This window comes from Serratia sp. 1D1416 (assembly GCF_003641105.1).
Lineage (GTDB): Bacteria > Pseudomonadota > Gammaproteobacteria > Enterobacterales > Enterobacteriaceae > Serratia > Serratia ficaria.
The window spans coordinates 4,336,784-4,363,741 of the sequence record NZ_CP032738.1 but is presented as its reverse complement, the minus strand read 5'-3'; the positions used below and the strand labels follow the sequence as shown (position 1 = coordinate 4,363,741).

Annotated in this window: 24 protein-coding genes; 10 read left to right on the top strand and 14 right to left on the bottom strand. The window is 60.9% G+C overall.

Annotated elements, in window-relative coordinates:
* Positions 1-6 precede the first annotated feature (6 nt).
* Positions 7-663: an MgtC/SapB family protein gene (locus D7I37_RS21055; protein WP_095097725.1), complete on the bottom strand. Its 657-nt coding sequence runs from the start codon at positions 661-663 to the stop codon at positions 7-9.
* 205 nt (positions 664-868) lie between these two features.
* On the opposite strand from D7I37_RS21055, the gene D7I37_RS21050 reads away from it, so the two are divergent.
* A complete protein-coding gene (locus D7I37_RS21050; protein WP_061795157.1) occupies positions 869-1,129 on the top strand; it encodes a DUF333 domain-containing protein in 261 nt (86 codons plus the stop codon).
* Between the two features lie 39 nt (positions 1,130-1,168).
* Here D7I37_RS21050 and hslJ read toward each other — a convergent pair whose 3' ends face one another.
* Positions 1,169-1,597: a heat shock protein HslJ gene (gene hslJ, locus D7I37_RS21045; RefSeq protein ID WP_129544297.1), complete on the bottom strand. Its 429-nt coding sequence runs from the start codon at positions 1,595-1,597 to the stop codon at positions 1,169-1,171.
* A gap of 48 nt (positions 1,598-1,645) precedes the next feature.
* Complete coding sequence (locus D7I37_RS21040; protein ID WP_061795159.1) at positions 1,646-2,638, bottom strand: 2-hydroxyacid dehydrogenase; 993 nt, start codon at positions 2,636-2,638, stop codon at positions 1,646-1,648.
* Positions 2,639-3,104: 466 nt separating this feature from the next.
* Between D7I37_RS21040 and D7I37_RS21035 the strand changes: the two genes are divergently transcribed.
* The 3 genes from D7I37_RS21035 to D7I37_RS21025 are packed head-to-tail and all read left to right on the top strand — an operon-like array spanning position 3,105 to position 6,243.
* Positions 3,105-5,717, top strand: a complete 2,613-nt coding sequence (locus D7I37_RS21035) for a YdbH family protein (RefSeq protein WP_129544296.1) — start codon at positions 3,105-3,107, stop codon at positions 5,715-5,717.
* The gene (locus tag D7I37_RS21030) at positions 5,714-5,911 is read left to right on the top strand and encodes a YnbE family lipoprotein (protein ID WP_061795161.1); all 198 of its coding nucleotides are present in this window, start codon (positions 5,714-5,716) and stop codon (positions 5,909-5,911) included. The genes D7I37_RS21035 and D7I37_RS21030 overlap by 4 nt, the downstream gene beginning before the upstream one ends.
* Before the next feature lie 8 nt (positions 5,912-5,919).
* Positions 5,920-6,243 carry a YdbL family protein gene (locus tag D7I37_RS21025; RefSeq protein WP_061795162.1) on the top strand — a complete coding sequence of 108 codons (324 nt, stop codon included), beginning with the start codon at positions 5,920-5,922 and terminating at the stop codon, positions 6,241-6,243.
* Positions 6,244-6,361: 118 nt separating this feature from the next.
* On the opposite strand, the gene azoR is transcribed toward D7I37_RS21025, so the two are convergent.
* Positions 6,362-6,967, bottom strand: coding sequence for an FMN-dependent NADH-azoreductase (gene azoR, locus D7I37_RS21020; RefSeq protein ID WP_061795163.1), 606 nt, complete (start codon positions 6,965-6,967; stop codon positions 6,362-6,364).
* 269 nt (positions 6,968-7,236) lie between these two features.
* Between azoR and hrpA the strand changes: the two genes are divergently transcribed.
* Positions 7,237-11,124: an ATP-dependent RNA helicase HrpA gene (hrpA, locus tag D7I37_RS21015; protein WP_165283117.1), complete on the top strand. Its 3,888-nt coding sequence runs from the start codon at positions 7,237-7,239 to the stop codon at positions 11,122-11,124.
* A 66-nt stretch (positions 11,125-11,190) separates the two neighbouring features.
* Here hrpA and D7I37_RS21010 read toward each other — a convergent pair whose 3' ends face one another.
* Positions 11,191-12,012 carry a serine protease gene (locus D7I37_RS21010; protein ID WP_129544294.1) on the bottom strand — a complete coding sequence of 274 codons (822 nt, stop codon included), beginning with the start codon at positions 12,010-12,012 and terminating at the stop codon, positions 11,191-11,193.
* Positions 12,013-12,315: 303 nt separating this feature from the next.
* A complete protein-coding gene (gene asr, locus D7I37_RS21005) occupies positions 12,316-12,600 on the bottom strand; it encodes an acid resistance repetitive basic protein Asr (protein WP_061795165.1) in 285 nt (94 codons plus the stop codon).
* A gap of 185 nt (positions 12,601-12,785) precedes the next feature.
* On the opposite strand from asr, the gene D7I37_RS21000 reads away from it, so the two are divergent.
* A complete protein-coding gene (locus tag D7I37_RS21000; RefSeq protein ID WP_061795166.1) occupies positions 12,786-13,715 on the top strand; it encodes an alpha/beta fold hydrolase in 930 nt (309 codons plus the stop codon).
* 171 nt (positions 13,716-13,886) lie between these two features.
* On the opposite strand, the gene D7I37_RS20995 is transcribed toward D7I37_RS21000, so the two are convergent.
* The 4 genes from D7I37_RS20995 to folM form a co-directional block, all read right to left on the bottom strand.
* A complete protein-coding gene (locus D7I37_RS20995; protein WP_061795167.1) occupies positions 13,887-15,386 on the bottom strand; it encodes a carboxypeptidase M32 in 1,500 nt (499 codons plus the stop codon).
* A 34-nt stretch (positions 15,387-15,420) separates the two neighbouring features.
* Positions 15,421-16,725, bottom strand: coding sequence for a two-component system sensor histidine kinase RstB (gene rstB / locus D7I37_RS20990; protein WP_061795168.1), 1,305 nt, complete (start codon positions 16,723-16,725; stop codon positions 15,421-15,423).
* Positions 16,722-17,447, bottom strand: a complete 726-nt coding sequence (gene rstA, locus D7I37_RS20985; RefSeq protein WP_061795169.1) for a two-component system response regulator RstA — start codon at positions 17,445-17,447, stop codon at positions 16,722-16,724. Before rstA ends, rstB begins: the two co-directional genes overlap by 4 nt.
* Before the next feature lie 73 nt (positions 17,448-17,520).
* Positions 17,521-18,243, bottom strand: a complete 723-nt coding sequence (gene folM / locus D7I37_RS20980) for a dihydromonapterin reductase (RefSeq protein WP_061795170.1) — start codon at positions 18,241-18,243, stop codon at positions 17,521-17,523.
* 185 nt (positions 18,244-18,428) lie between these two features.
* Here folM and D7I37_RS20975 point away from each other — a divergent pair, with 185 nt between their 5' ends.
* Positions 18,429-18,839 carry a hypothetical protein gene (locus tag D7I37_RS20975; protein ID WP_061795171.1) on the top strand — a complete coding sequence of 137 codons (411 nt, stop codon included), beginning with the start codon at positions 18,429-18,431 and terminating at the stop codon, positions 18,837-18,839.
* A 29-nt stretch (positions 18,840-18,868) separates the two neighbouring features.
* Here D7I37_RS20975 and D7I37_RS20970 read toward each other — a convergent pair whose 3' ends face one another.
* On the bottom strand, positions 18,869-20,260 hold the full coding sequence (locus tag D7I37_RS20970; protein ID WP_095097710.1) for an amino acid permease: 1,392 nt from the start codon (positions 20,258-20,260) through the stop codon (positions 18,869-18,871).
* 57 nt (positions 20,261-20,317) lie between these two features.
* On the opposite strand from D7I37_RS20970, the gene D7I37_RS20965 reads away from it, so the two are divergent.
* Positions 20,318-20,518, top strand: coding sequence for a hypothetical protein (locus tag D7I37_RS20965; RefSeq protein WP_129544293.1), 201 nt, complete (start codon positions 20,318-20,320; stop codon positions 20,516-20,518).
* Here the strand turns inward: D7I37_RS20965 and ydgH are convergent.
* Positions 20,511-21,461 carry a DUF1471 family protein YdgH gene (gene ydgH, locus D7I37_RS20960; protein WP_061795173.1) on the bottom strand — a complete coding sequence of 317 codons (951 nt, stop codon included), beginning with the start codon at positions 21,459-21,461 and terminating at the stop codon, positions 20,511-20,513. The genes D7I37_RS20965 and ydgH overlap by 8 nt on opposite strands.
* A gap of 540 nt (positions 21,462-22,001) precedes the next feature.
* Between ydgH and pntA the strand changes: the two genes are divergently transcribed.
* Entirely contained in the window at positions 22,002-23,531 is a 1,530-nt protein-coding gene (gene pntA, locus D7I37_RS20955; protein ID WP_061795174.1) for a Re/Si-specific NAD(P)(+) transhydrogenase subunit alpha, read from the top strand.
* A 10-nt stretch (positions 23,532-23,541) separates the two neighbouring features.
* On the top strand, positions 23,542-24,936 hold the full coding sequence (gene pntB / locus D7I37_RS20950; RefSeq protein WP_095097704.1) for a Re/Si-specific NAD(P)(+) transhydrogenase subunit beta: 1,395 nt from the start codon (positions 23,542-23,544) through the stop codon (positions 24,934-24,936).
* Positions 24,937-24,990: 54 nt separating this feature from the next.
* On the opposite strand, the gene uspE is transcribed toward pntB, so the two are convergent.
* Positions 24,991-25,953, bottom strand: coding sequence for a universal stress protein UspE (uspE, locus tag D7I37_RS20945; RefSeq protein WP_061795176.1), 963 nt, complete (start codon positions 25,951-25,953; stop codon positions 24,991-24,993).
* 124 nt (positions 25,954-26,077) lie between these two features.
* The gene (locus D7I37_RS20940) at positions 26,078-26,842 is read right to left on the bottom strand and encodes an FNR family transcription factor (RefSeq protein WP_061795177.1); all 765 of its coding nucleotides are present in this window, start codon (positions 26,840-26,842) and stop codon (positions 26,078-26,080) included.
* Positions 26,843-26,958: the final 116 nt, after the last annotated feature.

The window sequence follows — 26,958 nt, the reverse complement described above, 5'->3', positions numbered from 1 at the left end:
GGCGGGCTAGCGCACGTCAAGTGAATTAACCCCCGGCACCGCCATCACCCGCTGATAAATATCGGCGATTTGTCGCTTGGGTGACAGCGTCACCTCCAGCGACAGCTCACAAAGCTCGGCGTCGCCTTCGCGCTGGGTTACCGCCAGGTGCGCCGGGCGGATGCGCAGCTTTTGCAGCTCCAGCAGCACCGCCGGCACGCTGTGCGGCGTCAGGCGCATCAGCAAATAATGGTGATGGCCGATCAGCCGATTGCTGAGCTGACGGAACACCTCCAGCACCACCAGGGTCATCAGCGTGCCGTAGATGCCGATCTGATACAGCCCGCTGCCGATCACCAAGCCGATCGCCGCCGTCACCCACAGCCCGGCGGCGGTGGTCAGCCCTTTCACCACCTGCTTTTGTATCATGATGGTGCCCGCGCCGAGGAACCCCATGCCGCTGACCACCTGGGCGGCGACGCGGCTCGGGTCCAGTTCCACGTGCGACAGGCTGAGCAGGTCGTCAAAGCCGTACTTCGACACGATCATAAACATTGCGCTGCCGATGCCCACCAGAATATGGGTGCGCAAACCGGCCTCTTTGGCGCGCAGCTGGCGCTCCAGGCCAATCAGGCCGCCCAGCGCGCCGGCGAGGGCGATACGTAACAAAAGGTCTGTAATCATGGTGCAAATATCCTTTAACGAAAATAAATGTCCGTGGCGTTCAAAAAAACGGCAAATAATTGCTGGAATATATTTTCATTATTTATATATCAAGCTAGATTAAACGAGTTTGCATCAAAGATAACAAAACGTGTCCGCATTAGTGACGCGCGTTATCGGCAATGGCGATTTTACACAGCGCAGTTTCGGGTTCAGGAGTGGAATAATGACAACATCAAAATGGTTGCTGGCCAGCGCCGTGCTGTTTTTGGCCGCCTGCAGCAGTAATAATGACGAACCGGTACAACAGGGCAACAGCGCCAGGATCAATACCCTGCAAACCAGCGCCAACTGCGCGGGCGTGGGGGGCGTCACCACCATTGCGCACAATCTGAACGGCGAAGCGCTGCGCATGTGCCAGATGCCGAACGGCATGCAGTGCGAAGAGCGGACGCTGGGCCAGGGGGCCTGCGCCAACGCCGGATAACGGCAGTCACCGGACCTTGCGCGGTCTGGTGAACAAGGATCACTGCACCCAGTCTCTCAGGGTATATACCAGGGTATGGTCGCCGTCGCTCAGCGTTAACCGCTGCGCGCTGAGGGTGACTTTTGCGCCGTTTTGCAGCAGCGCGCGGATCGTTCGGTCCCACCGATTGCGCTGCGCATCGGCACACGTCATGCGGGTGGTGGCCAGGTTTTTCACCGTCAGCACCCCGTCCGCCAGCTGGCCCTGGCCGAAGATGCGGCTGCACATGGCGCCGGAGACATGCATCTTTTCGCCGAATTCCAGGTTGGGCGGGTTGCCCGACCGGGCCGCGACCGCCACGCCGTCGACGCTGGACAGCACAAAATTGTGATGCAGCAGGTCGCTTGCCTGGATGCGCTCCTGCGGCCGGTTCATGCCGCACCCCGCCAATACCGCTGCCGCCAGGGCCACCAACGCCCATTTTTTCATCGTTATCGCTCCTCGAGTGCGGGCGCCGCCGTGCGCCCGGCGGAGTGGTCAGGCATTCAACTGGTTAGGGCAGTTTTCGCCGCGCTCCAGCTGGCCGATGTTCTGCAGCGTGGTCTGCGAGATGCTGGTCAGCGCTTCTTCGGTCAGGAAGGCCTGGTGGCCGGTAAACAGCACGTTGTGGCAGGCCGACAGGCGACGGAACACGTCATCCTGGATCACGTCGTTCGATTTGTCTTCGAAGAACAGATCGCGCTCATTTTCGTAAACGTCCATGCCCAGCGCGCCGATTTTCTGCTGTTTCAGCGCGTCGATGGCGGCGGTGGAGTCGATCAGCGCGCCGCGGCTGGTGTTGATCACCATCACGCCGTCTTTCATCATCGCGAAGGCGTCGGCATTCAGCAGGTGGTGGTTTTCCGGCGTCAGCGGGCAGTGCAGGGTGATGACGTCAGACTGCGCGTACAGCGTTTTCAGATCGACATATTCCGCGCCCAGCGCCAGCGCCTGTTCGCTTGGGAAAGGATCGTAAGCCAGCAGCCGCATGCCGAAGCCTTTCAGGATGCGCATGGTCGCCACGCCTATTTTGCCGGTGCCGATCACCCCGGCGGTGCGGTTGTGCATGTTGAAGCCGATCAGCCCTTCCAGCGAGAAGTTGGCGTCGCGGGTGCGCTGATAGGCGCGGTGAATGCGGCGGTTCAGGCACATCATCATGCCAACCGCGTGTTCGGCCACCGCTTCCGGGGAATAGGCCGGCACGCGCACCACCTTGATGCCCAGACGCCTGGCGGCGTCCAGGTCCACGTTGTTGAAGCCGGCGCAACGCAGGGCGAGGATCTCCACCCCTAACGCCGCCAGTTCTTCGAGCACTTCACGGCTGCCGTCGTCGTTGACGAAAATACACACCGCCTTGCATCCGGCGGCGGTTTTGGCGGTTTTCTTGCTGAGCATGAAATCGAAAAACTCCAGCTCAAAGCCAAACTGCTGATTCACCAGTTCGAGATATTTACGGTCATACTGTTTAGTACTGTATATCGCCAATTTCATCGTGGTTTCTCCACCGTGATTTTGTGATCAATTTAACAGATTTTAGTAAATTCTACAATTGGTTAGCATTTTGAAATGGGCTGGCATCAAGGCATTTTCTGCGCTTGAGCGGCGGTTATCAAGAGGGGCGCGGCGGCGGGCGATGGCGACAAAAAAATCCCCACGGGGGTGTGGGGAATGGCTTCTCTAATACACAGTTAGCTAACAGCTTACTTTTATTGGAATGGTTGCCAGCCTATTAATCCTCAAGTGCAACAACAATAACAAAAGTCTGAAAGCACCCCCCTTTATGTGACGAATATGTAACTAAAACCTACAGAACCCGTCGCGCAGGGGGGCAAAACCCCCGCGGGCGGCGTTTAGCGCCGCTCCCGGCTTCACCCGGTGTCAAATTCGTGCCATCATTATTGCTAATTCAGGCATAGACTTACCCTGTTGCCTCACTCAGGACTGAAACAATCATTTAATGACTAAGCGATTGAAAATATTCATAGGGATGGTGGCGGGTTGCGTGATCCTGCTGCTGGCGCTGTGGCAAACCCTGCCGCGCTGGCTGCCGAGCCTGTTAGCGCACTGGTTGCCGCAGGGCAGCCAGCTGACGCTGCAGGGCAATCTGCACTGGCGACAGGGCGGGCTGCAGCTGGACGGCGCCCGATTCAAGGCGCAAGACTGCGTGCTGGCCAATCTCGGGCCAACCCGGTTGGCCTACCGCCAGGGGCGCTGGCAGTTGCTCAGCGAACGGGCCAGCGTCGATACCGCCTGTTTATCCAAACTGCCGGCCGCGGCCGCCGACAGCCCGCCGTTGGCGCTCGATCGGTTGCAAAAGCGGCTTCCGCCGCTGGATCTCACCATCAATCAACTCACTGTGATCCCCTGGCAGCGCTACGCCGGCCAACTGCAGCTGAGCGCTGATGCCGAAGGGCAGCGCCTGCATTATCAGGGCCGCCATCTCAGCGCGGAAGCGCTGCTGGATCCGCAGCAGCAGCTGAGGTTAAACCGCCTGATCGTCACGCCGCCGAACGGCGAACGGCCGCTGCGCCTGACCGGCAAGGTCGCCATGCCGTTGGATATGGCCAGCGTACCGGAACAGGGCGCGCTGCAGGGTGAAATGCAGACCGGTTACCTGGAAAAACCGCTGTTGCTGGATATGCGCTGGCACCATCGGCAAGGCGTGTTGACGTTGACCGAAAAGGGCGACGAACGGCCGCTGGCCACGCTGCCGTGGGAAGTCACCCCGCAGCAGGTCAGCATCCGGCAGGGCGAGTGGCGCTGGCCGTACAGCCAGCAACCGCTGACCGGCGGCCTGAGCATCGCGCTGCACGACTGGAGCAAAGGCTTCGATGAAACCCAGGTCAGCGCTCGCCTCAATGTGATCACCGCCGGCCACAACGGCAAGGGCAACGCCGTGTTGACGCTGGGGCCGGGCAAGATCGGGCTGACCGACAGCGATTTGCGTTTTCAACTGACCGGGCAGGCCAACCTGGCCGACTTCTCCCTGACCGCTTCGATCCCCGGCATTCTCGGCGGCAGCATGCTGAACCCAACGCTGGTGCTGCAGCCGGGGGCGTTGTTGCGCCTGTGGGGCAACGCCACGCCGGAGATGAAGCTGGAAGAGGCGCGTTTGCCGCTGGCCGGGGTGAAGGTCACGGCCAACGGCATCACCGGCCGCCTGCAGGCGATCATTAACGCCAGCGACAGCTACTGGGGGCGTTTCAAGCTGCACCTGGACGGCAAGGCGCAGGACTTTTGGCCGGATCACGGCGACTGGCAGTGGCGCTATTGGGGCAATGGCCAGCTGCCGCCGCTGCAGGCCGCCTGGGACGTGGCCGGCAGCGGCCGCTGGCAGGACAGCGCGCTGGAGCTCGACAGGCTTTCCACCGGCTTCGATAAACTGAAATACGGTCTGGTCACCGTCGATGCGCCGCGCCTGACCCTGAGCCGGCCTCTGCGCTGGCAGCGGGGTCAACAGGCCCCGGCGTTCAACGGCGAACTGCAGCTGGCGGCGAGCAAGGTCAGCTTCAACGACGGCGGCCACCTGCCGGCGCCGGTGTTGGCGTTACAGCTCAAAGGCAGCGCTCCGGACAGCTTCCAGCTGCAGGGCAAGCTGCAGGCCGAGCAAATCGGCCCGATCGCGCTGCGCGGCCGCTGGGACGGCGAGCGCCTGCGCGGCGAAGGCTGGTGGCCGAAGCAGTCGCTGAAGGTATTCCAGCCGCTGATTTCACCGGATTTGAACATTACGCTGCGCGACGGCGAGTTTTACGCGCAGTCGGCGTTTTCCGCCGCCCGGGTGCAGGGGTTTGAAGCCGGCGGCCACTGGGTGGTGAAGAACGGCGGCATGTGGCTGAAAGACGGCGAAATGAGCGGCCTGGATTTTGTCATGTCCTACCGGTTGAAGAACCACCGGTGGCAACTGGGCGCCAGGCGGCCGGTCATGCTGCGCATCAAATCCTTCAGCAACCTGTTTGAAATGCAGAACATCACCGCCGATCTGCAGGGCACCTATCCTTACGATGAGGGGGCGCCGCTGACGCTGAGCAACGTTGGGGTGGATGCCCTGAACGGGCATATCAGCCTGTCGGCGCTGCGCTTGCCGCAGCATGACGCCGCGGTGCTCAAACTGGACAAAGTGGATCTCAGCGCGCTGTTTACCGCGCTGAAGCCGAAACAATTCGCCATGTCCGGCCGGGTCGACGGCGAATTGCCGCTGTACCTGAACCACCCGAAATGGCTGGTGCACGACGGTTGGATCGCCAACGCCGGCACCCTGACGCTGCGGCTGGACAAGGACATGGCCGACGCCATCGGCAGCAATAACCTGGCCACCGGCGCGGCCATCGACTGGCTGCGCTATATGGAAATCAACCGTTCGCAGGCCAGGGTCGATCTGGACAACCTGGGCGAACTGACGCTGCGGGCGCGCATCGACGGGGTTAATCCGCAGAAAAACGCCAAGCGCGAGGTGATCCTGAACTACAGCCATCGGGAAAACGTGTTTCAGCTGTGGCGCAGCCTGCGCTTCGGCGACAATTTACAGGAGTGGCTGGAGCAGGCCCTCTCACAACCTGGGGAACAACAATGAAAATCATGAGCGCGCCGGTGCTGGCGACGGTGCTGAGCGCCTCCTTGCTGAGCGGCTGCGTGCCGCGCATCGAGGTGGCGACGCCCAAAGATCCGATCACCATCAATATGAACGTCAAGATCGAGCACGAAATTCATATCAAGGTGGATAAAGACGTGGAAAATCTGCTGAAGAACCAAAGCGGTCTGTTCTAGGAGCCAACATGAAAAAACGTTATTTGTGGCTGATGGGCGCCAGTTGGCTTTTCAGCGGGTTGGCGATGGCGCTGACGCTGGACGAAGCCAAACAGCAGGGGCGAGTGGGCGAAACCCTCAGCGGCTATATCGCGCCGGTGAAGCAGGATGCGGAAACGCTGGATCTGGTAAAGCGCATCAACGCCGGCCGCGCCGAGAAATACCAGGAAGTGGCGGACGGCAATCACATCGCGATCGACGAAGTGGCGCGCATGGCGGGGCAAAAGCTGGTGACGCGGGCGCCAAGCGGCGAATATGTGCGCGGCATCAACGGCCAATGGCTGAAGAAATAAAAAAAGCGCGCCATCAGGCGCGCAACGGTAATACAGACATTGGATTATTATGAGGGCAGTGCAGGTTTGACAGGATGAGGATCCTGCGGAGCAGGGGCGGCGCTCCCCTGCGCGGGCGTCAGGCGGTCACCACCTGAGCCAGCGCCGCTTTGGCGTCTTCCTGAGCCTTGGTCGCCACGTCCGGACCGTAGGCGATGCCTTCCGCGAACACGAATTCGACGTCGGTGATGCCGATAAAGCCCAGGAACAGGCGCAGGTAAGGCTCAACCAGATCGGTCGGCGTGCCTTTATGGATGCCGCCGCGGCTGGTGAGGATGATGGCGCGCTTGCCTTTCACCAGGCCTTCCGGGCCGTTTTCGGTGTAGCGGAAGGTGACGCCGGCGCGGGCGATCAGGTCGAAATAGTTTTTCAGCTGGGTCGGGATGTTGAAGTTGTACATCGGCGCCGCCATCACGATGACGTCATTGGCCTGCAGCTCGGCGATCAGTTCGTCGGACAGCGCCAGCGCTTCTTTCTGGCGCGGCGTCAGCGGCGCATCCGAAGGGCGCAGGGCGCCGACCAGTTCGCCGTCCAGCACCGGAATTGGCTGTGCGGCCAAATCGCGCACGGTAATGGTATCGTTGCCGTGGGTGTTGCCCCATTGTTCAACGAAGAAATCAGCCAGTTGGTTAGACTGAGAATAGGTCGCCAGGATGCTGGATTTAAGAACCAATACTTTGCTCATCGGTAATTCCTTACGTTATGACAGTGACATCAGGACGGAGCGTCCTTTGCATGGAGTACATGCTATTCACATTTTTCCAACAGTGATAGCGCAATATTTCGAGTTCTTCGTTCGATTTTATTGAATGACATGATGCCTCTCAAGCAGAGGGATTATGGGGAAAAAGCCGCGTGTGATAGGCTGTGCGGCTAAAGCTGAAAAATCGCTAAAACACCATTAAACCGTTGCCAAGCCTCGTCACAGCAGCGATGAAACAAGGAATGCCGAACGTGAAATCTCCGCTCGAGACAGTGCCGGCCCAACTGGGCGAGCTGATGCTCCGCGATCAACAACGCCTGCAGCGCCGCCTGCAGGGCGCACGAAAAATCAAAAATCCCGATGCTCTGGCCGCGGTGGCCGGCGAGCTGGAAAGTGACATCGCGGCGGCGCGGCAAAAAGTGCAGGCGCGCGCCGCCGCGTGCCCGAAAATCAGCTACCCGGCAAACCTGCCGGTCAGCCAGAAAAAACAGGACATCCTGGACGCCATTCGAGAAAACCAGGTGGTGATCGTCGCCGGTGAAACCGGCTCGGGCAAAACCACCCAGCTGCCGAAGATTTGCCTGGAGCTGGGGCGCGGCGTGAAAGGGCTGATCGGCCACACCCAGCCGCGCCGTCTGGCGGCGCGCACCGTGGCCAACCGCATCGCCGACGAGCTGGAAACCCCGCTCGGCGGCAGCGTCGGCTATAAGGTGCGCTTTAACGACCAGGTAAGCGACAACACCCTGGTCAAGCTGATGACCGACGGCATCCTGCTGGCGGAGATCCAGCAGGACCGCCTGCTGATGCAGTACGACACGCTGATCATCGACGAGGCGCACGAGCGCAGCCTGAACATCGACTTCATCCTCGGTTATCTGCGCGAGCTGCTGCCGAAACGCCCGGACCTGAAGGTGATCATCACCTCGGCCACCATCGATCCGCAGCGCTTCTCGCGCCACTTCAACAACGCGCCGATCATCGAAGTGTCCGGCCGCACCTACCCGGTAGAGGTGCGTTATCGGCCGGTGGTCGACGACGCCGACGATACCGAACGCGATCAGCTGCAGGCGATTTTCGACGCGGTGGATGAGCTCGGGCGCGAAGGGCCCGGCGATATCCTGATCTTTATGAGCGGCGAGCGCGAAATTCGCGATACCGCCGACGCGCTGAACCGCTTAAACCTGCCGCACACCGAGGTGCTGCCGCTGTACGCGCGTTTGTCGAACAGCGAGCAAAACCGGGTATTCCAGTCGCACCACGGCCGGCGTATCGTGCTGGCGACCAACGTGGCGGAAACCTCGCTGACGGTGCCGGGCATCAAATACGTGATTGACCCCGGCACCGCGCGCATCAGCCGCTACAGCTTCCGCACCAAGGTGCAGCGCCTGCCGATCGAGCCGGTGTCTCAGGCCTCGGCCAACCAGCGCAAGGGCCGCTGCGGCCGCGTTTCCGAGGGCGTCTGCATCCGCCTGTATTCGGAGCAGGACTTCCTGTCGCGGCCTGAATTTACCGATCCGGAGATCCTGCGCACCAACCTGGCGTCGGTCATCTTGCAGATGACCTCGCTCGGCCTGGGCGACATCGCCGCCTTCCCGTTCGTGGAGGCGCCGGACAAGCGCAACATTCAGGACGGCGTGCGGCTGCTGGAAGAGCTGGGCGCCATCAGGACCGCCGACAACGGCCATTATCAGCTGACGCCGCAGGGCCGCCAGCTGGCGCAGTTGCCGATCGACCCTCGGCTGGCGCGCATGGTGCTGGAGGCGCAGAAGAGCGGCAGCGTACGCGAGGTGATGATCATCACCGCCGCGCTGTCGATCCAGGATCCGCGCGAACGGCCGATGGACAAGCAGCAGGCGTCGGACGAAAAGCACCGCCGCTTCGCCGACAAGGATTCGGACTTTCTGGCGTACGTCAACCTGTGGGACTACCTGAAAGAGCAGCAGAAAGCGCTGTCCTCCAGCCAGTTCCGCCGGCTGTGCCGCAACGATTTCCTCAACTATCTGCGGGTGCGCGAGTGGCAGGATATCTACACCCAGCTGCGGCAGGTGGTGAAGGAGCTCGGCCTGCCGGTCAACAGCGTGCCTTCCGACTACCGCAGCGTGCACACCGCGTTGCTGACCGGCCTGCTGTCGCATATCGGCCAGAAAGATGCCGACAAGCAGGAGTTTACCGGCGCGCGCAACGCCCGCTTCTCGATTTTCCCCGGCTCCGGGCTGTTCAAGAAGCCGCCAAAATGGACTATGGTGGCCGAGCTGGTGGAAACCAGCCGCCTGTGGGGGCGCATCGCCGCGCGCATCGAGCCCGAGTGGATAGAACCGCTGGCCCAGCACCTGGTGAAGCGCAGCTACAGCGAGCCGCACTGGTCGAAATCGCAGGGCGCGGTGATGGCCAGCGAGAAGGTGACGCTGTTCGGTTTGCCGATCGTCGCCGCCCGCCAGGTGAACTACGGCGCGATCGATCCGCTGCTGTGCCGCGAACTGTTTATCCGCCACGCGCTGGTGGAGGGCGACTGGCAGACGCGCCACGCGTTCTTCCGGGAAAACCTCAAGCTGCGCGCCGAAGTGGAAGAGCTGGAGCATAAGTCGCGCCGTCGCGACATTCTGGTCGACGACGAAACCCTGTTCAGCTTCTACGACCAGCGCATTCCGAACGACGTGGTGTCCGGCCGCCATTTCGACAACTGGTGGAAAAACGCCGGCAGGCAGCAGCCTGACCTGCTCAACTTCGAAAAAGAGATGCTGATTAAGGACGGCGCCAACAAAATCAGCGCGCTGGACTACCCGAATTTCTGGCATCAGGGCAATCTCAAGCTGCGGTTGAGCTACCAGTTTGAACCGGGCGCCGACGCCGATGGCGTGACGGTGCACATCCCGCTGCCGATCCTCAATCAGGTGGAGGAGCAGGGCTTTGAATGGCAAATTCCCGGCATTCGTCGCGAACTGGTGATTGCGCTGATCAAATCGCTGCCGAAGCCGGTGCGCCGCAACTTTGTGCCGGCGCCGAACTACGCCGAGGCGTTCCTCGGCCGGGTTACCGCGCTGGAACTGCCGCTGCTGGATGCGCTGGAGCGCGAGCTGCGCCGCATGACTGGTGTGACCGTGTCACGTGATGACTGGCAGTGGGATCAGGTGCCCGATCACCTGAAAATGACCTTCCGGGTGGTGGGCGAAAAGCACCAGACCCTGCGCGAAGGCAAGGATTTGGCGGCGCTGCGGCTGCAATTGAAGGACAAAGTGCAGGAGACGCTGTCGGCGGTGGCGGACGACGGGCTGGAGCAAAGCAACCTGCATATCTGGAGCTTCGGCGAACTGCCGGCGTTCTACGAGCAGAAACGCGGCGGCTACTCGATGAAGGCCTACCCGGCGCTGGTGGACGAGAAAGACAGCGTGGCGATCCGCCTGTTCGACAGCGAGCGGGAGCAGCAACAGGCGATGTGGCAAGGCACCCGCCGCCTGCTGTTGCTGAACATCCCCTCGCCAATCAAGTACCTGCACGAGAAGCTGCCGAACAAGGCCAAGCTGGGGCTGTATTTCAACCCTTACGGCAAGGTGTTGGATCTGATCGACGACTGCATATCCTGCGGCATCGACAAACTGATTGCCGAACACGGCGGGCCGGTATGGCAGGAAGAACGCTTCGCCCGGCTGCAGGAACAGATACGCGCCGAATTGAACGATACCGTGGTGGAGGTGGCCAGGCAGGTCGAACAGATCCTGACGGCGGTGTTCAACATCAACAAGCGGCTGAAGGGGCGAGTGGACATGTCGCTGGCGCTGGCGCTGTCGGACGTGAAAACCCAGCTCGGCGGGCTGGTCTATCGCGGATTCGTCACCAACAACGGCTGGAAACGCCTGCCGGATACCCTGCGTTACCTGCAGGCGATTGAACGCCGATTGGAGAAACTGGCTATCGATCCGCACCGCGACCGCGCGCAAATGCTGCGGGTGGAGCAGGTGCAGCAGGCCTGGCAGCTGTGGCTGAACAAGCTGCCGCCGAAGCGCCAGCAGGAGGAAGAGGTGAAAGAGGTGCGCTGGATGATTGAAGAGCTGCGCGTCAGCCTGTTCGCCCAGCAGCTGGGCACCCCTTATCCGATTTCGGACAAGCGCATCCTGCAAACCATCGAGCAGCTTTCCGCCTAAGCGCCGGCCGGCAAACGGCTGGCGCAGATCGGGCTGCGCGGCAACCGCGTGGCCGCCGCACCATGATCACCCGCCGGCGGCCAGCGCGTCCAGCGCGTCGCGAATGCCGGTTACCGCCAGCGCGCGGTTGTCGGCGCGGTAACGGTCTTTGGCGGCCGGCGCCGAGCTTTGGATGGCGATCAGGCTCCAGCCGGCGGCGGTTTTCAGCAGCAGCGGCGAACCGCTGTCGCCGGGCAGGGTATCGCACTGGTGCGAAAGAACGCCCTGTTGCGCCCAGCCGGTGACCTTGCAGTTCTGATGGCTGTAGAGGTCATCCAGATGATCCTCCGGATATCCCGCCTGGGTAATCAGCCTTTTCGCCTGTTTCAGCGTCTGGGTCAGCGCCTTGGCGTCGCCTTGCCACAGCGGCAGGGGTTTTATCGGCAACGGGGTTTTATCCTTCAGACGGATCAGCGCGAAGTCATAGGCCGCCGCCGCCGGGGGAACTATCCAGCCGTCGCCGTCCGGCTTCAGCTTTTTGCCCAGCTTGCTGTCGACCAGGGTTTCGATATTGTCGGTTTGGTACTTCCAGCTTTTATTGCCGGCGACAAAACGCAGCGCGATGGCCTTGTCGAGCTGCCCCGGCGGCGCCAGCACGCAGTGGCCGGCGGTTAACGCCAGATGCGGGGAGATCAGCGTGGCGGTGCACAGGTTGCCGCTGGCGGTTTCTACCTGGCCAATCGCCTGCCATGGCCAGCCGGCGGTTTCCGCGACTTTTATTCGTTCATCCGTGCCGAAAAACAGCCGGATCTGTTCGGCCGAGCCGTCATCGGATGGGCTGTCGGCGCGAGCCGAAAGGGAGAGCGCGAACGGGAATGAGCACAGCAAAAGTAAAACGGATATGCGCATAGATCTCTTGCCTGACGAATACGGATCATCCATAAACACACTGAATGCTAACTATAGACTGAATTAATCGGCGTGTGGATGGGCGTCGATTGATTTTTCAATAATTTCCCACCGGAATACGCGGCGGATTACAGGTAAAAGCAGGCGGCGATCAGTCCGCACAGGATCAGGGCGGCCAGAATGATTTCGAACAGGTAGCGACGCAGCATGGATGGGAACCCCCGATGAAAAAACACCCGGCGAACCGGGTGTGGGACAACTCTGGCCTGAACGGGTGAGGGGGTGCCTCACTGCAGGTTGCGATTAGGCAGCCGGAGTGCTGGTCGCTTTTTTGTGGCTGGCTTTCTTGTGATGCTTTTTAGCCGCTTGGGCTTTCTGCGCCGGGGCTTTCTTGTGGTGCTTTTTAGCCGCCTGAGCTTTTTGCGCCGGGGCTTTCTTCGCGTGATGCTTTTTCACGTGAGCGGTTTTAGCCGGAGCGGCGGTCGCGGCGGCGGCCGGCGCGGAGGTGGTGGTGGCGGCATCAGCCGCGAAGGCCACGGAAGACAGACCCATTGCAGCGGCAACAACCAGAGCCAATACTTTTTTCATCGTCGATTCCTCTAATTACTTTCAGGTATCAACCCCACTGCGGGGCCGTTGGAAAGATACTAGGCAAATGACGGCGCGCTTTCCGTGAGTGATTGGTTTCGGCGTGTAACCTAATGTACAGGGCGGCGGCGGCCGGCGGCATTGCTGCTATAATGGCCGCCATGGCATGTGAAAAGGGATTTTAAATGAATGAGATAGAAATTCGCCGCGGGGTCACCGAACAGGGTGACGTGCCCATCGCCTATGAGGACTGGGGCGCCGTTTCGCACCCGCCGTTGCTGCTGATTATGGGGATCGGCGCCCAAATGCTGTTGTGGCCGGACGATTTTTGCCGTGCGCTGGTGGCCAAAGGTTTTCGGGTGATCCGTTTCGACAACCGCGACGTCGGGTTATCCGGCAAGACGCAGGGCCAACGCCGGATGCCGCTGTGGTTGCTGATGCTGCGCGCCCAGTTGGGGTGGCAAACCGCGGTGCCTTACACCCTGGCGGACATGGCGGCGGATGCGGTGCGCCTGCTGGACCACCTGCAAATTCCCCAGGCGCACGTGCTGGGCGCCTCGATGGGCGGCATGATTGCCCAGGTGCTGGCCGCCGAGTATCCGCAGCGGGTGCGCTCGCTGACGATTCTGTTTTCCAGCACCAACCAGCCGCTGTTGCCGCCGCCGGCGCCTTCCTTGTTGCTGCGGCTGCTGCGCCGCCCGCCGGCCGAAGCGACGCAGCAGCAAAGGCAGCAAGCGATGAAGGACTTCCTGCGCGCGCTGGGCACCCGCAGTTACCCGCTGGACGAGGCGGAGTTGGACCTGCTGGTGCGACGGCTGCTGAAGCGGGGCGTAGAGCCGGAAGGCATGCAGCGGCAGCTGTCCGCGCTGTTGGGCAGCGGCGACCTGCGCCGCTACAGCCGCAAGATTAGCGCCCCGACGCTGGTGATCCACGGCGAGGCGGACCGGCTGGTGCGTAAGGCCGGCGGCGTGGCCATCGCCAGGGCAGTGGCCAACGCCAGGCTGCACACCATCCCCGGCATGGGGCATGATCTGCCGCCCCAGCTGCGGCCACGGCTGATTGCGCTGATCGCCGAGCATGCGGCGGAACCGTGCGCCGGGCGCGGCCTGCAATAAAAGTCGCCGGCCAGCGCCGGCGGCAGCACTCATTTTAGTTACAACATACTTATAGGGTGCTGAAGACCGCCACTCTGCGGCCAGGGTAACGCCAGAGGGAGACGGGGCCATGACGCATGGCAGGGTCATGCAGGGAAAAAGGCGCAGGGCAAGCCGCGCCTTTGAAGCGGATTACAGGTAACGGCTTTCCAGGTGTTCGCGGAAATAGCGCGGGTTAAGCGCTTCGCCGGTGGCGTTGGCGATCAGCGTGTCGGTCGGGAAACGGCTGCCGTGGCGCCAGATATTGTGCTGCAGCCAGTGGAACAGCGGCTGCAGATTGCCCGCGGCGATATCTTCGCTCAGCGACGGCAGCGCCTGGCGCACGCTGTGGAACAGCTGCGCGGCGTACATCGCGCCCAGCGTGTAGGTTGGGAAGTAGCCGAAGGCGCCGTCGGTCCAGTGGATATCCTGCATGCAACCGTTGCGGTAGTTGCCGATGGTATCCAGCCCCAGGTAGCTCTGCATCTTCTCATTCCACAGCGCCGGAATGTCCTCTACCTCGATGTCGCCCTCGATCAGCGCCTTCTCGATTTCATAACGCAGCATGACGTGCGCCGGGTAGCTCACCTCATCGGCATCTACGCGGATCAGCCCCGGTTTCACCCGCTGGTTGAGGCGGATAAAGTTGCGTTCTTCCAGCGCCGGTTGCTCGCCGAATTGCGCAATGGCCAGCGGACGCAGGATTTTCAGGAAGTCGCCGCCGCGCGCCAGCTGCATTTCGAACAGCAGGCTCTGCGACTCGTGGATCGCGGTCGAACGCGCCAGCGCCACCGGCTGGCCAGGCAGATCGCGCGGCAGGTTCTGCTCGTAGCGCGCATGGCCGGTTTCGTGGACGATGCCGAGCAGCGCGGTGAGAAACTCTTTATCGTTGTAGCGGGTGGTGATGCGCACGTCTTCCGGCACGCCGCCGCAGAATGGATGCGCGCTGACGTCGACCCGGCCGCCGTCAAAGTTGAAGCCCAGCAGCTTCATGACGCTTAGGCTCAGCTGGCGCTGGGTATCCAGGTTGAACGGCCCCTGCGGCGTCAGGCAGGGCTCTCCGGCCTGTTTGGCCACCACGCGCTGCAGCAGATCCGGCAGCCAGGTTTTCAGGTCGCCGAAGATGCGTTCCAGATCGCTGCTGCGCATGCCCGGTTCGTACAGGTTGAGCAGGGCGTCGTAGCGGCTGGTGCCGGCGGCCTGGGCGCGGATCTGCGCTTCCTGCCGGCTCAATTTGACCACTTCGCGCAGGTTCTCGGCGAAGCCATCCCAGTCGTTGGCCGGGCGTTGGGCACGCCAGGCGTGTTCGCAGCGGGCGCCGGCCAGTGACTTGGCTTCGACCAGCGATTCCGGCACCATCGCCGCGTTGTCGTACTGGCGGCGCATTTCGCGCAGGTTGGCGCGGTCGAGTTCATCCAGGGGTTCCTGCTGCGCGCGATCGAGCAACGCGCCGGTTTTTTCCGCCGTCAGGATCTGGTGCTGCAGTACGCTGAGCTCGGCCAGCGCTTCCGAACGCGCCTTGCTGCCGCCCGGCGGCATCATGGTTTGCATGTCCCAGCCGGCGATGGCGGAGAGGTGGCCGAAACGCGACAGCCTGGTGAACAGGGCGCGCAGCTCGCCGTAGGCGGAGGATGGGGAATGTGCAGATGTCATTGTTCAGCTCCATAGGATAGTGATCCGGACTCGATTACGCCGGGTCCGCTTTTAAATTGAAGGTGGGCTTCAGCGGCCAACAGAAGCGGAAGCCGGCGCCGCCGAGGGGGCTGCCTTCGACAAAGACCTGGCCCTGGTAGGCCACGGCGATGGAATGGACGATCGCCAGCCCCAGGCCGCAGCCGCCGGTCGCGCGGTCGCGGCTCGGATCGAGGCGCACGAACGGCTCGAACACTCTCAGGCGCTCTTCCGGCGGAATGCCCGGGCCGTCGTCTTCCACCTGCAGGCAGGCCAGGTCGCCGTCGAACCACAGGCCCACGCGCAGGCGTTGCCGTGAATAACGCAGCGCGTTGTTGACCAGGTTGTCCAGCACTCGCTCCATCAGGCGCAGATCCACGCCGCCGAAGTCGCCGGCGTGCGGGATATCGAGCTGGATCTCGCGCTCCGGGTGGATCAGGCGCATATCCTCGACCTTGTCCTGCAGCCAGGTCGGCAGATCGAGCGGCTCGATGTTCAGCGCGACCTGCGGGCGGTCCAGACGCGCATAGGTCAGCAGCTCATCAATCAGCGATTCCAGCTGGCCGATGTCGCGGTTCAACGCCTGCTGTTCGCTTTCGGCCAGGTTATCGCTCATCGCCAGCCGATAACGCAGGCGCACCAGCGGGGTGCGCAGCTCGTGGGCGATGCCGTCGATCAGCTGTTTCTTGCTGGCGATCAGCGTATTGACGTTGTCGGCCATTTGGTTGAACGCCACCCCGAGCCGGCTCAGGCTGGAAGTGGGATCGAAATGGGTGCGCTCGTCAAGGTGCCCGGCGCCCAGCCGCTGGGCGGCGTTTTCCAGCTTGAGCAAGTCCTGCCAGTGCGGGCGCATCCACAGAAACACCGGCAGCGCCAGCGACATGCCGATAAACACCAGCAACGCCAGGTCCAGCAGCCGCATCTGGTGCAGGTAGAACAGATAAGGGATCGGACCGACCACCAGCACGTAGTGGCTGCGCGGGATGCGCTGCATGAAGGTGTACTGATCGTCGAGCGCGATGATTTCGCCCAGCCGCAGCCTTTTCTTCAGATCCTCGCTCAGATCCTGCTTGCCGAGCGGCTCGATATGCAGCTTGAACGACAGATTCAAATCCAGCGTGGCGATGGTCTTGTTCCAGTCTTTCAGCGGGATTTCGCGCAGTTCGCTGCGCATCAGGTACAGCGAGCTTTTCATCAGGTCGTCCATCGACTGGCGGCCGGCGCGTTCGGCGGTAACCTTGTACACCAGGCCGACCAGCATCGCCATCACCAGAAAACAGACGAACAGCAGCAGGAAGAACTGCACGAAAAGCTTTCTCATTGCTGCACCGATTCCCAGGCGTTAGGGGCGAACAAATAGCCCTTGTTACGCACGGTTTTGATGCGGAACGGCTCCAGCGCGCTGTCGTACAGCTTGCGGCGCAGGCGCGAAATGGCCACGTCGATGCTGCGGTCGAGGCCGTCGTAGCTCACGCCGCGCAGGTTCTGCAGCAGGGCTTCGCGATCCATGATCTGCCCGGCGTGGGTCGCCAGCTCCCACAGCAAATCAAAGTCGGAGGTGGACAGGGTGACGGTTTCTTCTCCCAGCGTCACCTGGCGGTTGACCGGATCGATGCACAGCAGGCCGAAATGCAAGGCGTTGTGCTGGGTGAGCGGCTGGGAGGACTCTTCCTTCGGCTGCTGGCTGTGCTGGCGAAGATGCAGGCGCAGCCGCGCCAGCAGCACCGCCGGCGGGGTGGTTTTCAGAATGTAGTCGTTGGCGCCCATTTCCAGCGAGAGAATATGGTTCATATCGCTGTCGAGCGAGGTGAGCAGCACGATGGGGCCGGGAAAGGTCGGCCGCAGATCGCGGCACAGCGTCATGCCGTCCTTGCCGGGCAGCATGATGTCCAGCAGCACCAGATCGGGCTGTTCCTGTTCGATGCGCGCCTGCGCGCTGTCGCCGCGCGGCTCGATCAGCACGTCGATATCGTGCTTGCCCAGGTAGGCGGCAATCAGCTTGCCGACCTCTGGGTCGTCTTCTACAAAAACAATTTTATGCATAGGCCAGCGGTTTTATGAGAAAAGCGGAATTCAGCATAGCGCGGTGCCAAGGGATACGCCACGCACATCTGTTCTAGCGCAGCGGGCGCCCGCCGTCTACGCCGTGGGTGCGGCCGGTGACGTAGCGGCTTTCCAGCAGATAATCCACCAGATTCACCACTTCGCTCTCGCCGGGGGCGACCTGCATCAGCGATTTCGCCAGCGCCTGTTGGCGGTAGGCCTCGTCGTCGCCGGGATTAAAGATAATCAGCGCCGGCGCGATGGCGTTCACCTTGACCTCCGGCGCCAGCTTGCGGGCGAAGGAGCGGGTCATGTTGTCCAGCGCCGCCTTGCTGGCGGCGTAGGCGATATGTTTGTCGCTGCCTTTTTCCACCACGTAATCGGTCAGGTGGATAATGTCGGCGCCGGCCTGGCCCTGGCCCCGCAGGCAGGGCTCAAGCAGCTGATTCAGCAGGTAAGGGGTGTAAACATGGATTTGCAGCATTGCCGCCATAACCTGCTCCGGCGGCACCGCCGGCGATTCCGCCTGCCAGGCGCTGGCGTTGTGGATCACCGCGCGCAGCTTGGGTGCAGTCTGCCGCACCTGTTCGGCAAAGCGGTAGATCCCTTCATGGGTCGAAAAGTCCCCTTGAATGCAACATGCCCCCAGCCCTTTCAGCTCGGCCAGCGCCGGATAATCGCTGCGGTAGGCGATGATCACCGGCACGCCGCGCTGCAAAAATGACCTGGCGAGCGCCAGCCCGATCCGCCGCGCGCCGCCGGTGATCAGCACCGGGGCTGAGTTGTGATGTTCCATCGATTAAAGCTCCTGGACAGACTGGCAAACAATAGGGGAATTATGCCATTATACGGCGGAAAGTCGTTAAGGCTTCGCATCGATTATCCATTTCCGGATGTAAGATCCCCAATGAATTTCAGGTTGCCGGGCATCGGCAGGTTGAAATACCACGGGTTAACACTGGCCATGAGAGGAATGAGGGGATGAACAGCAGTCACCTTGCATCCATCGCGCGCAGTGAGAAAATCTGTTTCGATTACATGGATTTTCTGTCCGCATCGTGCAGAAAGCACTGGCGCTTTGTAGATGCTATTTATGGTGTGATGCCGATCTTCGGCATGGTGTTGAAATCACGGGTGACCACGTCACAAACGCGCAAAGAGCAGTTGAAGGAGTTGGCGCTGCAGGTGGTGTCTACCCAGGTCAGCGACGAAACCAATATTGTGCGCCTGATCGACCTGGCGCAGCAGCAGGGATTGGCGGTGTTCGACATTCAGCTGCCGTACGCGCTGGATGCGGAACAGCTGGCGGCGATCCGAAAAGAGTGTGTAGAAGGTGTGGAGATCGCACTGGTGGGAGAACGCATGACCATCACTCTCCCGCACGGAAACTGACCGGGTGTTTCCACCCGGCCGTCTCTCAATTACTGCAACATAAACCATCCGGCCGGCACCGTGGCCGCCAGCAGCAGAAAGATGCTGCCTTTCTCCAGTCGGTTCAGCAGCGCGATGTCCTGATGCCCGTGACGGGCGTAGATAAACACCAGCAGGCCCGGCGCATACAGCAGCACCGACATCAGCAGGTGCATCAAACCTGACGCATACAGCAGCCAAATCCCATACAGGCAGGCGCCGGTGGCGGCGAAGATCAGCCGTTTGTCCCGGCGGCGTAGCGCCACCTTGAACAGGAAAGCGCCGACCAGGAAGTAAGGCACCAGGATCATTTCCGAGGCGATGGTCAGCAGCGAATTGTAGTTGCTGCCGGTCAGCCAAATCAGCACCAGCGCCAGCTGCACCGCAATATTGGTCAGCCACAGCGAAGCCGAAGGGGCGTGATGCCGGTTCTGTTTGCGGAACATGCGCGGGAAGGCGCCGTGCTGGGCGGCCAATAGCGGCACTTCGGCCGCCATGATGGTCCAGCTCAGGTAGGCGCCGCAGACGGAAATAATCAGGCCGGCGGCGATGATCACGTCGCCCCAGGGGCCGATCAGATCCACCATCAGTACCGCCATCGACGGGTTGCGCATCTCGGCCAGCTCGGTGCGCGGCACCACGCCCAATGACAACAGCGTAACCAGCAGATACACCGCCAGCGCCGACAGCACCGCCAGCATGGTGGCGCGCCCCACGTCTTTCTTGTTGCGCGCGCGGGCCGAAACCACCACCGCGCCCTCTACGCCGATAAACACCCACAGGGTGATCAGCATGGTGTCTTTCACCTGCTCCCACACCGGTTTGCCGAGCGCGATGCCCTGGAAATCGAGGGTGAACACCTCCATTTTAAAGGCGATGGCCGCCAGCACGGCGAACAGCCCGAGCGGCAGCAGCTTGGCCAGCGTGGCCGCCAGATTGATGCTGGCGGCGGTTTGCACGCCGCGCAGCACCAGCGCGTGCACCACCCACAGCAGCAGCGATTCGGCGATCAGGGCCTGCCAGGTGTTGCCGTCACCCAGAATGACCTGGCCGCCGCGGTCGGTGAAGATGCTCAGCGCGGCAAAGACGATCACCAGATAAGAGACGTTGGCGATCACCGCGCACAGCCAATAGCCCCAGGCCGAGCAGAAGCCCACCAGCTCGCCGAAGCCTTCCTTGGCGTAGGTGAATATGCCGCCGTCCAGATCGGGACGCAGGCGGGTCAGCAGCAGCATGGCGAAGGCCAGAAACAAAATGCCGACGCCGGTAATCGCCCAGCCCAGCAGCAGCGCGGCGGGGCTGGCCACCTGCGCCATGTTTTGCGGCAGGCTGAAAACCCCGGCGCCCAGCATCGAGCTCAGCACCAATGCGGTTAACGCGGTAAGACCTAGTTTTTTTTCCAATGACGGGTCCTGAACACAGAATAAACAACTGGAAGGGAACTGCTTGGCAGCAACAACGTGGCGACAATCACCGCGCGTATAGACAATAGCCCTAAAAATTGGCGCAAATTCTACGGAGGGATGATTGCAGATGCAATGATTGAATATGCGGTATTTACAAAAAACTATTCAACCGGCGGGCGCGGCGGGGCAAATAAAAACGGGCAGCTCAAAGGCTGCCCGATGGTAAACCCTTTTGGGGCAAATACGATTATTTGAACAGGTCGGCGCTGACGGTCAGGTTGCCGCCGCTTTTGTTCTGCCACTGACGGGTCACGTGGTAGTACTTGGCGCCTTTCTCTGCCGCGCGTTTCGCCACTTCGCTGGAAACGTCGGTCATGCTGTTGAAGTGGCCGGTGAAGGTCACAGAATCGAACGGCACCATCTGCGCGGCGGTCACGTTGTTCACTTCCTGGATCTTGGTGCCGTTAGGCAGCGTGACGGTATAGCGTTGGCCGGTGGAGGACTGGGTTTCGAAGAAACGGCCAACCTCGCGGCTTGGCGAACCGGAAGAGGCGACGCCAGGAATTTCCACTTTAGCGGCGGCGGCGCCGCCGGCGGCCAGCGCGGCCTTACCGGCTTCGGAGTCGGCCGGAATGGCGTCTGGGCTCTGCACGCGGCGTTTTGGCGCATCGGCTTTGTAGACGTAAGCGGTGATGAACTGGTTGCCGCCCTGGTTGGCATCAACCTGACGCACGATAAAGAACGAGGCGGCGCCTTTCTTCTTCGCTTCTTTGGAGATGGCGTCGTTGATGTCCGGCTGGCTGCGGTAGAACCCGCTGACGCTGACGGTATCGTAAGGCTCAAGCAGGTAAGCCTGGTCTTTTGGCAGTTCGTTCACGCCGTTAAATACGCGGTATTTTTGCTCTTTGCTCACTTCCGGCGCATCTTTATGGTAAAGGTCTGCGGTGACGCGCCAGTTGCCGCCGTTGTTGCTGTTATTGCTGTCCTGGATGTAGAAGGAATCTGCGCCCAGTTTGTCTGCACGGCGGGATACGGCATCGACGGCTTCATTGATGGCATTAAAGCGGCCGGTAATCGTGATGCGATCAAACGGCTTCAGCGCCGCCGCTTTTTCAGGAGTTAACTCTTGCGCCGCATGAGCAGACAGCGCAGTGAGTGATAACAAGGCTGATGCGATGATCGTGGTCTTCAGCTTCATAAAAAATCCTTTCGCCTAGCGCATTAACGTTTATAACGTGCTGAACTGTTTAAGTGTAATTCAGCCGTCGATTATTACATGTAATCCCGGAAACTGTCTCAGCATTTTATGTTATCCCTGACGACAAATCGCCTGAGGAAACGCTCAGCGCCCGCCGGGTTCAAACGCCATAAGTTTCAATAATAAAGGCTTTGGTGTCATTAGTGTTAATTATTCACAATTTACTAACTTTTATTCCCGTTCGCCGCATGGCTGCAGAAAATGCCGCGAGGGCGAAAAACGTAATGTTGCGAAGAAAGCGATGTTCTATATGACTTTTTTCACTGAAAATTGCGTTTTGTCATATCGCCGCCTGCGTTTTTATGTAAAAACTGAGATGAATGCGTAAGCAGTTATGGATCATCGACCTTATTTTCAGTAGGTTATAGATGGCGCCCGAAATTCGGACGGGTAAGCATAAGTAAAAGACCGCCCGAGGGCGCCGGTGCTATGGGCAGGAAGATAATAAACATCATCCAAGACAGGTGAGAAGGGAACATTATGCGTATTGGTGTACCAAGAGAGCGGTTGGCCAATGAAGCCCGGGTCGCAGCAACGCCGAAAACGGTGGAGCAACTGCTGAAACTGGGCTTTACCGTCGCGATTGAAAGCGAGGCGGGCAAACTGGCAAGTTTTGAGGATGTCGCTTATGAAGCCGCTGGGGCGACGATCGCCGACGCCGCCGACGTTTGGCAGTCGGATCTGATATTGAAAGTTAACGCGCCGCAGGACGACGAGATCGCGTTAATGCGCGAGGGCAGCACCCTGGTCAGCTTTATCTGGCCGGCGCAGAACCCCGAGCTGATGGCAAAGCTGGCGGCGCGCAACGTCACCGCGCTGGCGATGGACTCGGTGCCGCGCATTTCCCGCGCCCAGTCGATGGACGCCTTGAGTTCGATGGCCAACATCGCCGGTTATCGGGCGATCGTCGAAGCGGCGCATGAGTTCGGCCGCTTCTTTACCGGCCAGATCACCGCCGCAGGCAAAGTGCCGCCGGCCAAGGTGATGATCATCGGCGCCGGCGTGGCCGGCCTGGCGGCGATTGGCGCCGCCGGCAGCCTGGGCGCCATCGTGCGCGCCTTCGACACCCGCCCCGAAGTGAAGGAGCAGGTGCAGAGCATGGGCGCCGAGTTCCTGGAGCTGGACTTCGAGGAAGAGGCGGGCAGCGGCGACGGCTACGCCAAGGTGATGTCCGAAGCCTTCATCAAGGCGGAGATGGCGCTGTTCGCCGCCCAGGCGGCCGAGGTGGACATTATCGTCACCACCGCGCTGATCCCGGGCAAACCTGCGCCGGTGCTGATCACCAAAGAGATGGTGGCGTCGATGAAGCCGGGCAGCGTGATCGTCGATCTGGCGGCGCAAACCGGCGGCAACTGCGAGCTGACCGTGGCCGATCGCATTACGCTGACCGACAACGGCGTGAAAATTATCGGCTATACCGATCTGCCCAGCCGTTTGCCGACCCAGTCCTCGCAGCTGTACGGCACCAACCTGGTCAACCTGCTGAAGCTGCTGTCGAAAGAGAAAAACGGCGAAATCGACATCGATTTCGAGGACGCGGTGATCCGCGGCGTGACCGTGGTGCGCAGCGGCGAAGTCACCTGGCCGGCACCGCCGATCCAGGTCTCCGCGCAGCCAAAACCGGCGCAGGCGGCGGCCCCGGTCGCCAAGCCGGCGGCCAAACCGGTGTCGCCGTGGCTGAAATACGGCCTGATAGCGCTGGCGATCCTGCTGTTCGGCTGGCTGGCCGATGCGGCGCCGAAAGAGTTCCTGTCACACTTTACCGTCTTTGCGCTGGCCTGCGTGGTGGGTTACTACGTGGTGTGGAACGTCAGCCATGCGCTGCATACCCCGTTGATGTCGGTGACCAATGCGATCTCAGGGATTATCGTGGTCGGTGCGTTACTGCAGATTGGCCACGGCGGCTGGGTGAGCTTCCTCTCCTTTATCGCCGTGCTGATCGCCAGCATCAACATTTTTGGTGGATTCACCGTCACTCAGCGCATGCTGAAGATGTTCCGCAAGAACTAAGGGGTAACACATGTCTGGAGGATTAGTTACAGCTGCATACATTGTTGCCGCTATTCTGTTTATTTTCAGCCTGGCGGGCCTGTCGCGCCACGAAACGTCGAAGCAGGGCAACCTGTTCGGCGTCGCGGGGATGGCGATTGCGCTGATCGCCACCATCCTGGGGCCGGATTCCGGCAACGTGGGCTGGATCATCATCGCCATGATCATCGGCGGCTCGATCGGCATCTATCTGGCGAAAAAGGTCGAAATGACCGAGATGCCGGAGCTGGTGGCGGTGCTGCACAGCTTCGTCGGCCTGGCCGCGGTGCTGGTGGGCTTCAACAGCTACCTGGACCACGGCGCGCCGATGGAACCGGTGATGGAGAACATCCATCTGACCGAAGTGTTCCTCGGCATCTTTATCGGTGCGGTGACCTTCACCGGGTCGATCGTCGCCTTCGGCAAGCTGCGCGGCATCATCTCGTCCAAACCGCTGATGCTGCCGAACCGCCACAAGCTGAATCTGGCGGCGCTGGTGGTTTCCTTCCTGCTGCTGGTGGTGTTCGTGCGCGCCGACAGCCTGGGCTGGCAGGCGGTGGCGCTGCTGCTGATGACGCTGATTGCGCTGGCCTTCGGCTGGCACCTGGTGGCTTCTATCGGCGGCGCCGACATGCCGGTGGTGGTGTCGATGCTCAACTCTTATTCGGGCTGGGCGGCGGCGGCGGCGGGCTTTATGCTGAGCAACGATTTGCTGATCGTCACCGGCGCGCTGGTCGGCTCTTCGGGCGCCATTCTGTCCTACATCATGTGCAAGGCGATGAACCGTTCGTTCATCAGCGTGATCGCCGGCGGCTTCGGCACCGACGGGTCTTCCACCGGTGACGCCGAAGAGATGGGCGAGTACCGCGAAACCACCGCGGAAGAGGTGGCCGAACAGCTGAAGAACTCCACGTCGGTGATCATCACCCCGGGCTACGGCATGGCGGTGGCGCAGGCGCAGTATCCGGTGGCGGAAATCACCGAGAAGCTGCGCGCGCGCGGCATCAAGGTGCGTTTCGGCATTCACCCGGTCGCCGGGCGCCTGCCGGGCCATATGAACGTGCTGTTGGCGGAGGCCAAGGTGCCGTACGACGTGGTGTTGGAGATGGACGAAATCAACGAAGATTTCCCGGACACCGACACCGTGCTGGTGATTGGCGCCAACGACACGGTAAACCCGGCGGCGCTGGAGGATCCGCGCAGCCCGATCGCCGGCATGCCGGTGCTGGAGGTATGGAAAGCGCAGAACGTGATCGCCTTCAAGCGTTCGATGAATACCGGCTACGCCGGCGTGCAGAACCCGCTGTTCTTCAAGGAGAACACCCAGATGCTGTTTGGCGACGCCAAAGAGAGTGTGGAAGCGATCCTGCGGGCGTTGCAGCAGTAACGCCGCCAGATGAAAACACGGGCCAATCGGCCCGTGTTTTTTTATGCGCGGAGCTTAATCTTCGTCGTCGTGCTCATCGTCTTCGTCCGCTTCGATCGGGCAGTTGAAGTTCTCCGGCTTAATCACCAGCAGATCGCATTTCAGATGATCGATCACATGTTCGGCGGTATTGCCGATAAAGGCCGCCGAAATGCCGGTACGGCCGAGGGTGCCCAGCACCACCACGCCGGCCTGCAGATGCTCGGCCAAATCCGGGATCACTTCTTCCGGCAGGCCTTTCTCCACGTGGGTGAACTCTTCTTTAATGCAGAATTTCTGCCTTAACGCCTTCATGGCGATCAGATGCTGCCCGCGGATGGCGTCGTTATAGACGCTGGGGTCAAAATCGGGCAGTTCGATGGCGATGTTGATCGGGGTGACGGGATAGGCGCCCACCAGGTGCACTTCGGTCTGGTTGACGTTTTCCGCCAGCTCGACGGTTTCCTGCACCAGCTTCAGGTTGAGCGGATCGTGATAGGGTTCTTCGCTGGCCAGGTTGACCGCCACCAGCGCCTTGCCGCCTTCCGGCCACGGCTGGTCCTTGACCATCCAGACCGGGCAAGGGCATTTGCGCAGCAGATGCCAGTCGGTAGGGGTGAAAATGACGGATTCCAGACGGTCGTGCTGGTGCGCCATCTTCAGCAGCAGGTCGTGTTGCCCGGTCAGCACTTCCTGGATGATGGCCTCGAAGGGGCGGTTGTGCCAGACCACTTTGATTTCAATAGGCACGCCTTCGTCGAGGTAAAAACGGCATTGCTCGTTGATCCACGCGGCGCGTTGGCTGATAACGCCTTGCCGCATCGCCGTCCGTTCGTCCGGGGAAAGCAGGGTCGTCATCTCGTAAGAGAAGTCATAGATAGGAAGGAAGGCCTTGATGCGCCCGCCGTTCCGCTTTACCAGGTACACCGCCCGGCGCAGCGCCGGTTGATCGTCCTGATTGGGGTCAATAGCCACCAGAAGATTCTGATACTTCGCCATAGGGCCTCCTTACAGCTGAAATCAACAGTCTGTTAATTTACAGAGTAACCCAACATTGAAAAACAGAACAGCGACAGAAGCGTGCCGGATCAACAATTTCGCGAATTGTCGATCCGGCGGGGGATCAGGCATTGACGCTGACGTTGATGCGCGGCGTGCCGGCCAGCGCCGACAGGGCGTCGGCGTTTTCGATGGTGATGTATTTGCCTTTTACGCTGAGGATCTCGCTTTTCTGGAAGCGGCCCAGCAGGCGGCTGATGGTTTCCACCGTCAGGCCGAGGTAGTTGCCGATGTCGCCGCGGGTCATGGTCAGGCGGAACTCGCGCGGCGAAAAGCCGCGTTCGGCGAAGCGGCGCGACAGGTTGTAAACGAACGCCGCCAGGCGTTCTTCGGCGTTTTTCTTCGACAGCAGCAGGATCATGTCCTGATCGCCCTTAATCTCGCCGCTCATCAGGCGCATGATTTGCTGGCGCAGGTTCGGCATTTTGCCGGACAGATCGTCGAGGGTTTCGAACGGGATCTCGCACACCATCGCGGTTTCCAGCGCCTGAGCGAAGCTGGGGTGCTTCAGGCCGCCGATGGCGTCGAAGCCGACCAAATCGCCCGCCAGATGGAAGCCGGTGATTTGCTCATCGCCCTGTTCGGTAATGGTGTAGCTCTTGATGGTCCCGGAGCGGATTGCGTACAGCGACTTCAGTTCGTCGCCGGCCTTGAACAGGGTCTGGCCTTTCTGGATCGGCTTTTTCCTTTCGATAATGTTGTCGAGCTGGTCCAGCTCGTGAGCATTAAGGGTAAAAGGAATGCACAGCTGGCTGATGCTGCAGTCCTGACAATGGATCGCACAACCACCAGACTGGATACGACGAATCACGCGTTTTTCCGGGATCATAGATTACGCTCATTCAATAATTGATATGAGTCAATTTTAACATCTTTTGCCGCAGCTGATAAGGGTAGCATTAATAAGATCAGGGGCATTGTGTTCGAATTTTGCGCACATACGCC

What these genes read in the sequence shown, in the direction of transcription:
- D7I37_RS21055 (WP_095097725.1), bottom strand. Translation starts at nt 663, where the DNA reads ATGATTACAGACCTTTTGTTACGTATCGCCCTCGCCGGCGCGCTGGGC.
- D7I37_RS21050 (WP_061795157.1), top strand. Translation starts at nt 869, where the DNA reads ATGACAACATCAAAATGGTTGCTGGCCAGCGCCGTGCTGTTTTTGGCC.
- hslJ (WP_129544297.1), bottom strand. Translation starts at nt 1,597, where the DNA reads ATGAAAAAATGGGCGTTGGTGGCCCTGGCGGCAGCGGTATTGGCGGGG.
- D7I37_RS21040 (WP_061795159.1), bottom strand. Translation starts at nt 2,638, where the DNA reads ATGAAATTGGCGATATACAGTACTAAACAGTATGACCGTAAATATCTC.
- D7I37_RS21035 (WP_129544296.1), top strand. Translation starts at nt 3,105, where the DNA reads ATGACTAAGCGATTGAAAATATTCATAGGGATGGTGGCGGGTTGCGTG.
- D7I37_RS21030 (WP_061795161.1), top strand. Translation starts at nt 5,714, where the DNA reads ATGAAAATCATGAGCGCGCCGGTGCTGGCGACGGTGCTGAGCGCCTCC.
- D7I37_RS21025 (WP_061795162.1), top strand. Translation starts at nt 5,920, where the DNA reads ATGAAAAAACGTTATTTGTGGCTGATGGGCGCCAGTTGGCTTTTCAGC.
- azoR (WP_061795163.1), bottom strand. Translation starts at nt 6,967, where the DNA reads ATGAGCAAAGTATTGGTTCTTAAATCCAGCATCCTGGCGACCTATTCT.
- D7I37_RS21010 (WP_129544294.1), bottom strand. Translation starts at nt 12,012, where the DNA reads ATGCGCATATCCGTTTTACTTTTGCTGTGCTCATTCCCGTTCGCGCTC.
- asr (WP_061795165.1), bottom strand. Translation starts at nt 12,600, where the DNA reads ATGAAAAAAGTATTGGCTCTGGTTGTTGCCGCTGCAATGGGTCTGTCT.
- D7I37_RS21000 (WP_061795166.1), top strand. Translation starts at nt 12,786, where the DNA reads ATGAATGAGATAGAAATTCGCCGCGGGGTCACCGAACAGGGTGACGTG.
- D7I37_RS20995 (WP_061795167.1), bottom strand. Translation starts at nt 15,386, where the DNA reads ATGACATCTGCACATTCCCCATCCTCCGCCTACGGCGAGCTGCGCGCC.
- rstB (WP_061795168.1), bottom strand. Translation starts at nt 16,725, where the DNA reads ATGAGAAAGCTTTTCGTGCAGTTCTTCCTGCTGCTGTTCGTCTGTTTT.
- rstA (WP_061795169.1), bottom strand. Translation starts at nt 17,447, where the DNA reads ATGCATAAAATTGTTTTTGTAGAAGACGACCCAGAGGTCGGCAAGCTG.
- folM (WP_061795170.1), bottom strand. Translation starts at nt 18,243, where the DNA reads ATGGAACATCACAACTCAGCCCCGGTGCTGATCACCGGCGGCGCGCGG.
- D7I37_RS20975 (WP_061795171.1), top strand. Translation starts at nt 18,429, where the DNA reads ATGAACAGCAGTCACCTTGCATCCATCGCGCGCAGTGAGAAAATCTGT.
- ydgH (WP_061795173.1), bottom strand. Translation starts at nt 21,461, where the DNA reads ATGAAGCTGAAGACCACGATCATCGCATCAGCCTTGTTATCACTCACT.
- pntA (WP_061795174.1), top strand. Translation starts at nt 22,002, where the DNA reads ATGCGTATTGGTGTACCAAGAGAGCGGTTGGCCAATGAAGCCCGGGTC.
- pntB (WP_095097704.1), top strand. Translation starts at nt 23,542, where the DNA reads ATGTCTGGAGGATTAGTTACAGCTGCATACATTGTTGCCGCTATTCTG.
- uspE (WP_061795176.1), bottom strand. Translation starts at nt 25,953, where the DNA reads ATGGCGAAGTATCAGAATCTTCTGGTGGCTATTGACCCCAATCAGGAC.
- D7I37_RS20940 (WP_061795177.1), bottom strand. Translation starts at nt 26,842, where the DNA reads ATGATCCCGGAAAAACGCGTGATTCGTCGTATCCAGTCTGGTGGTTGT.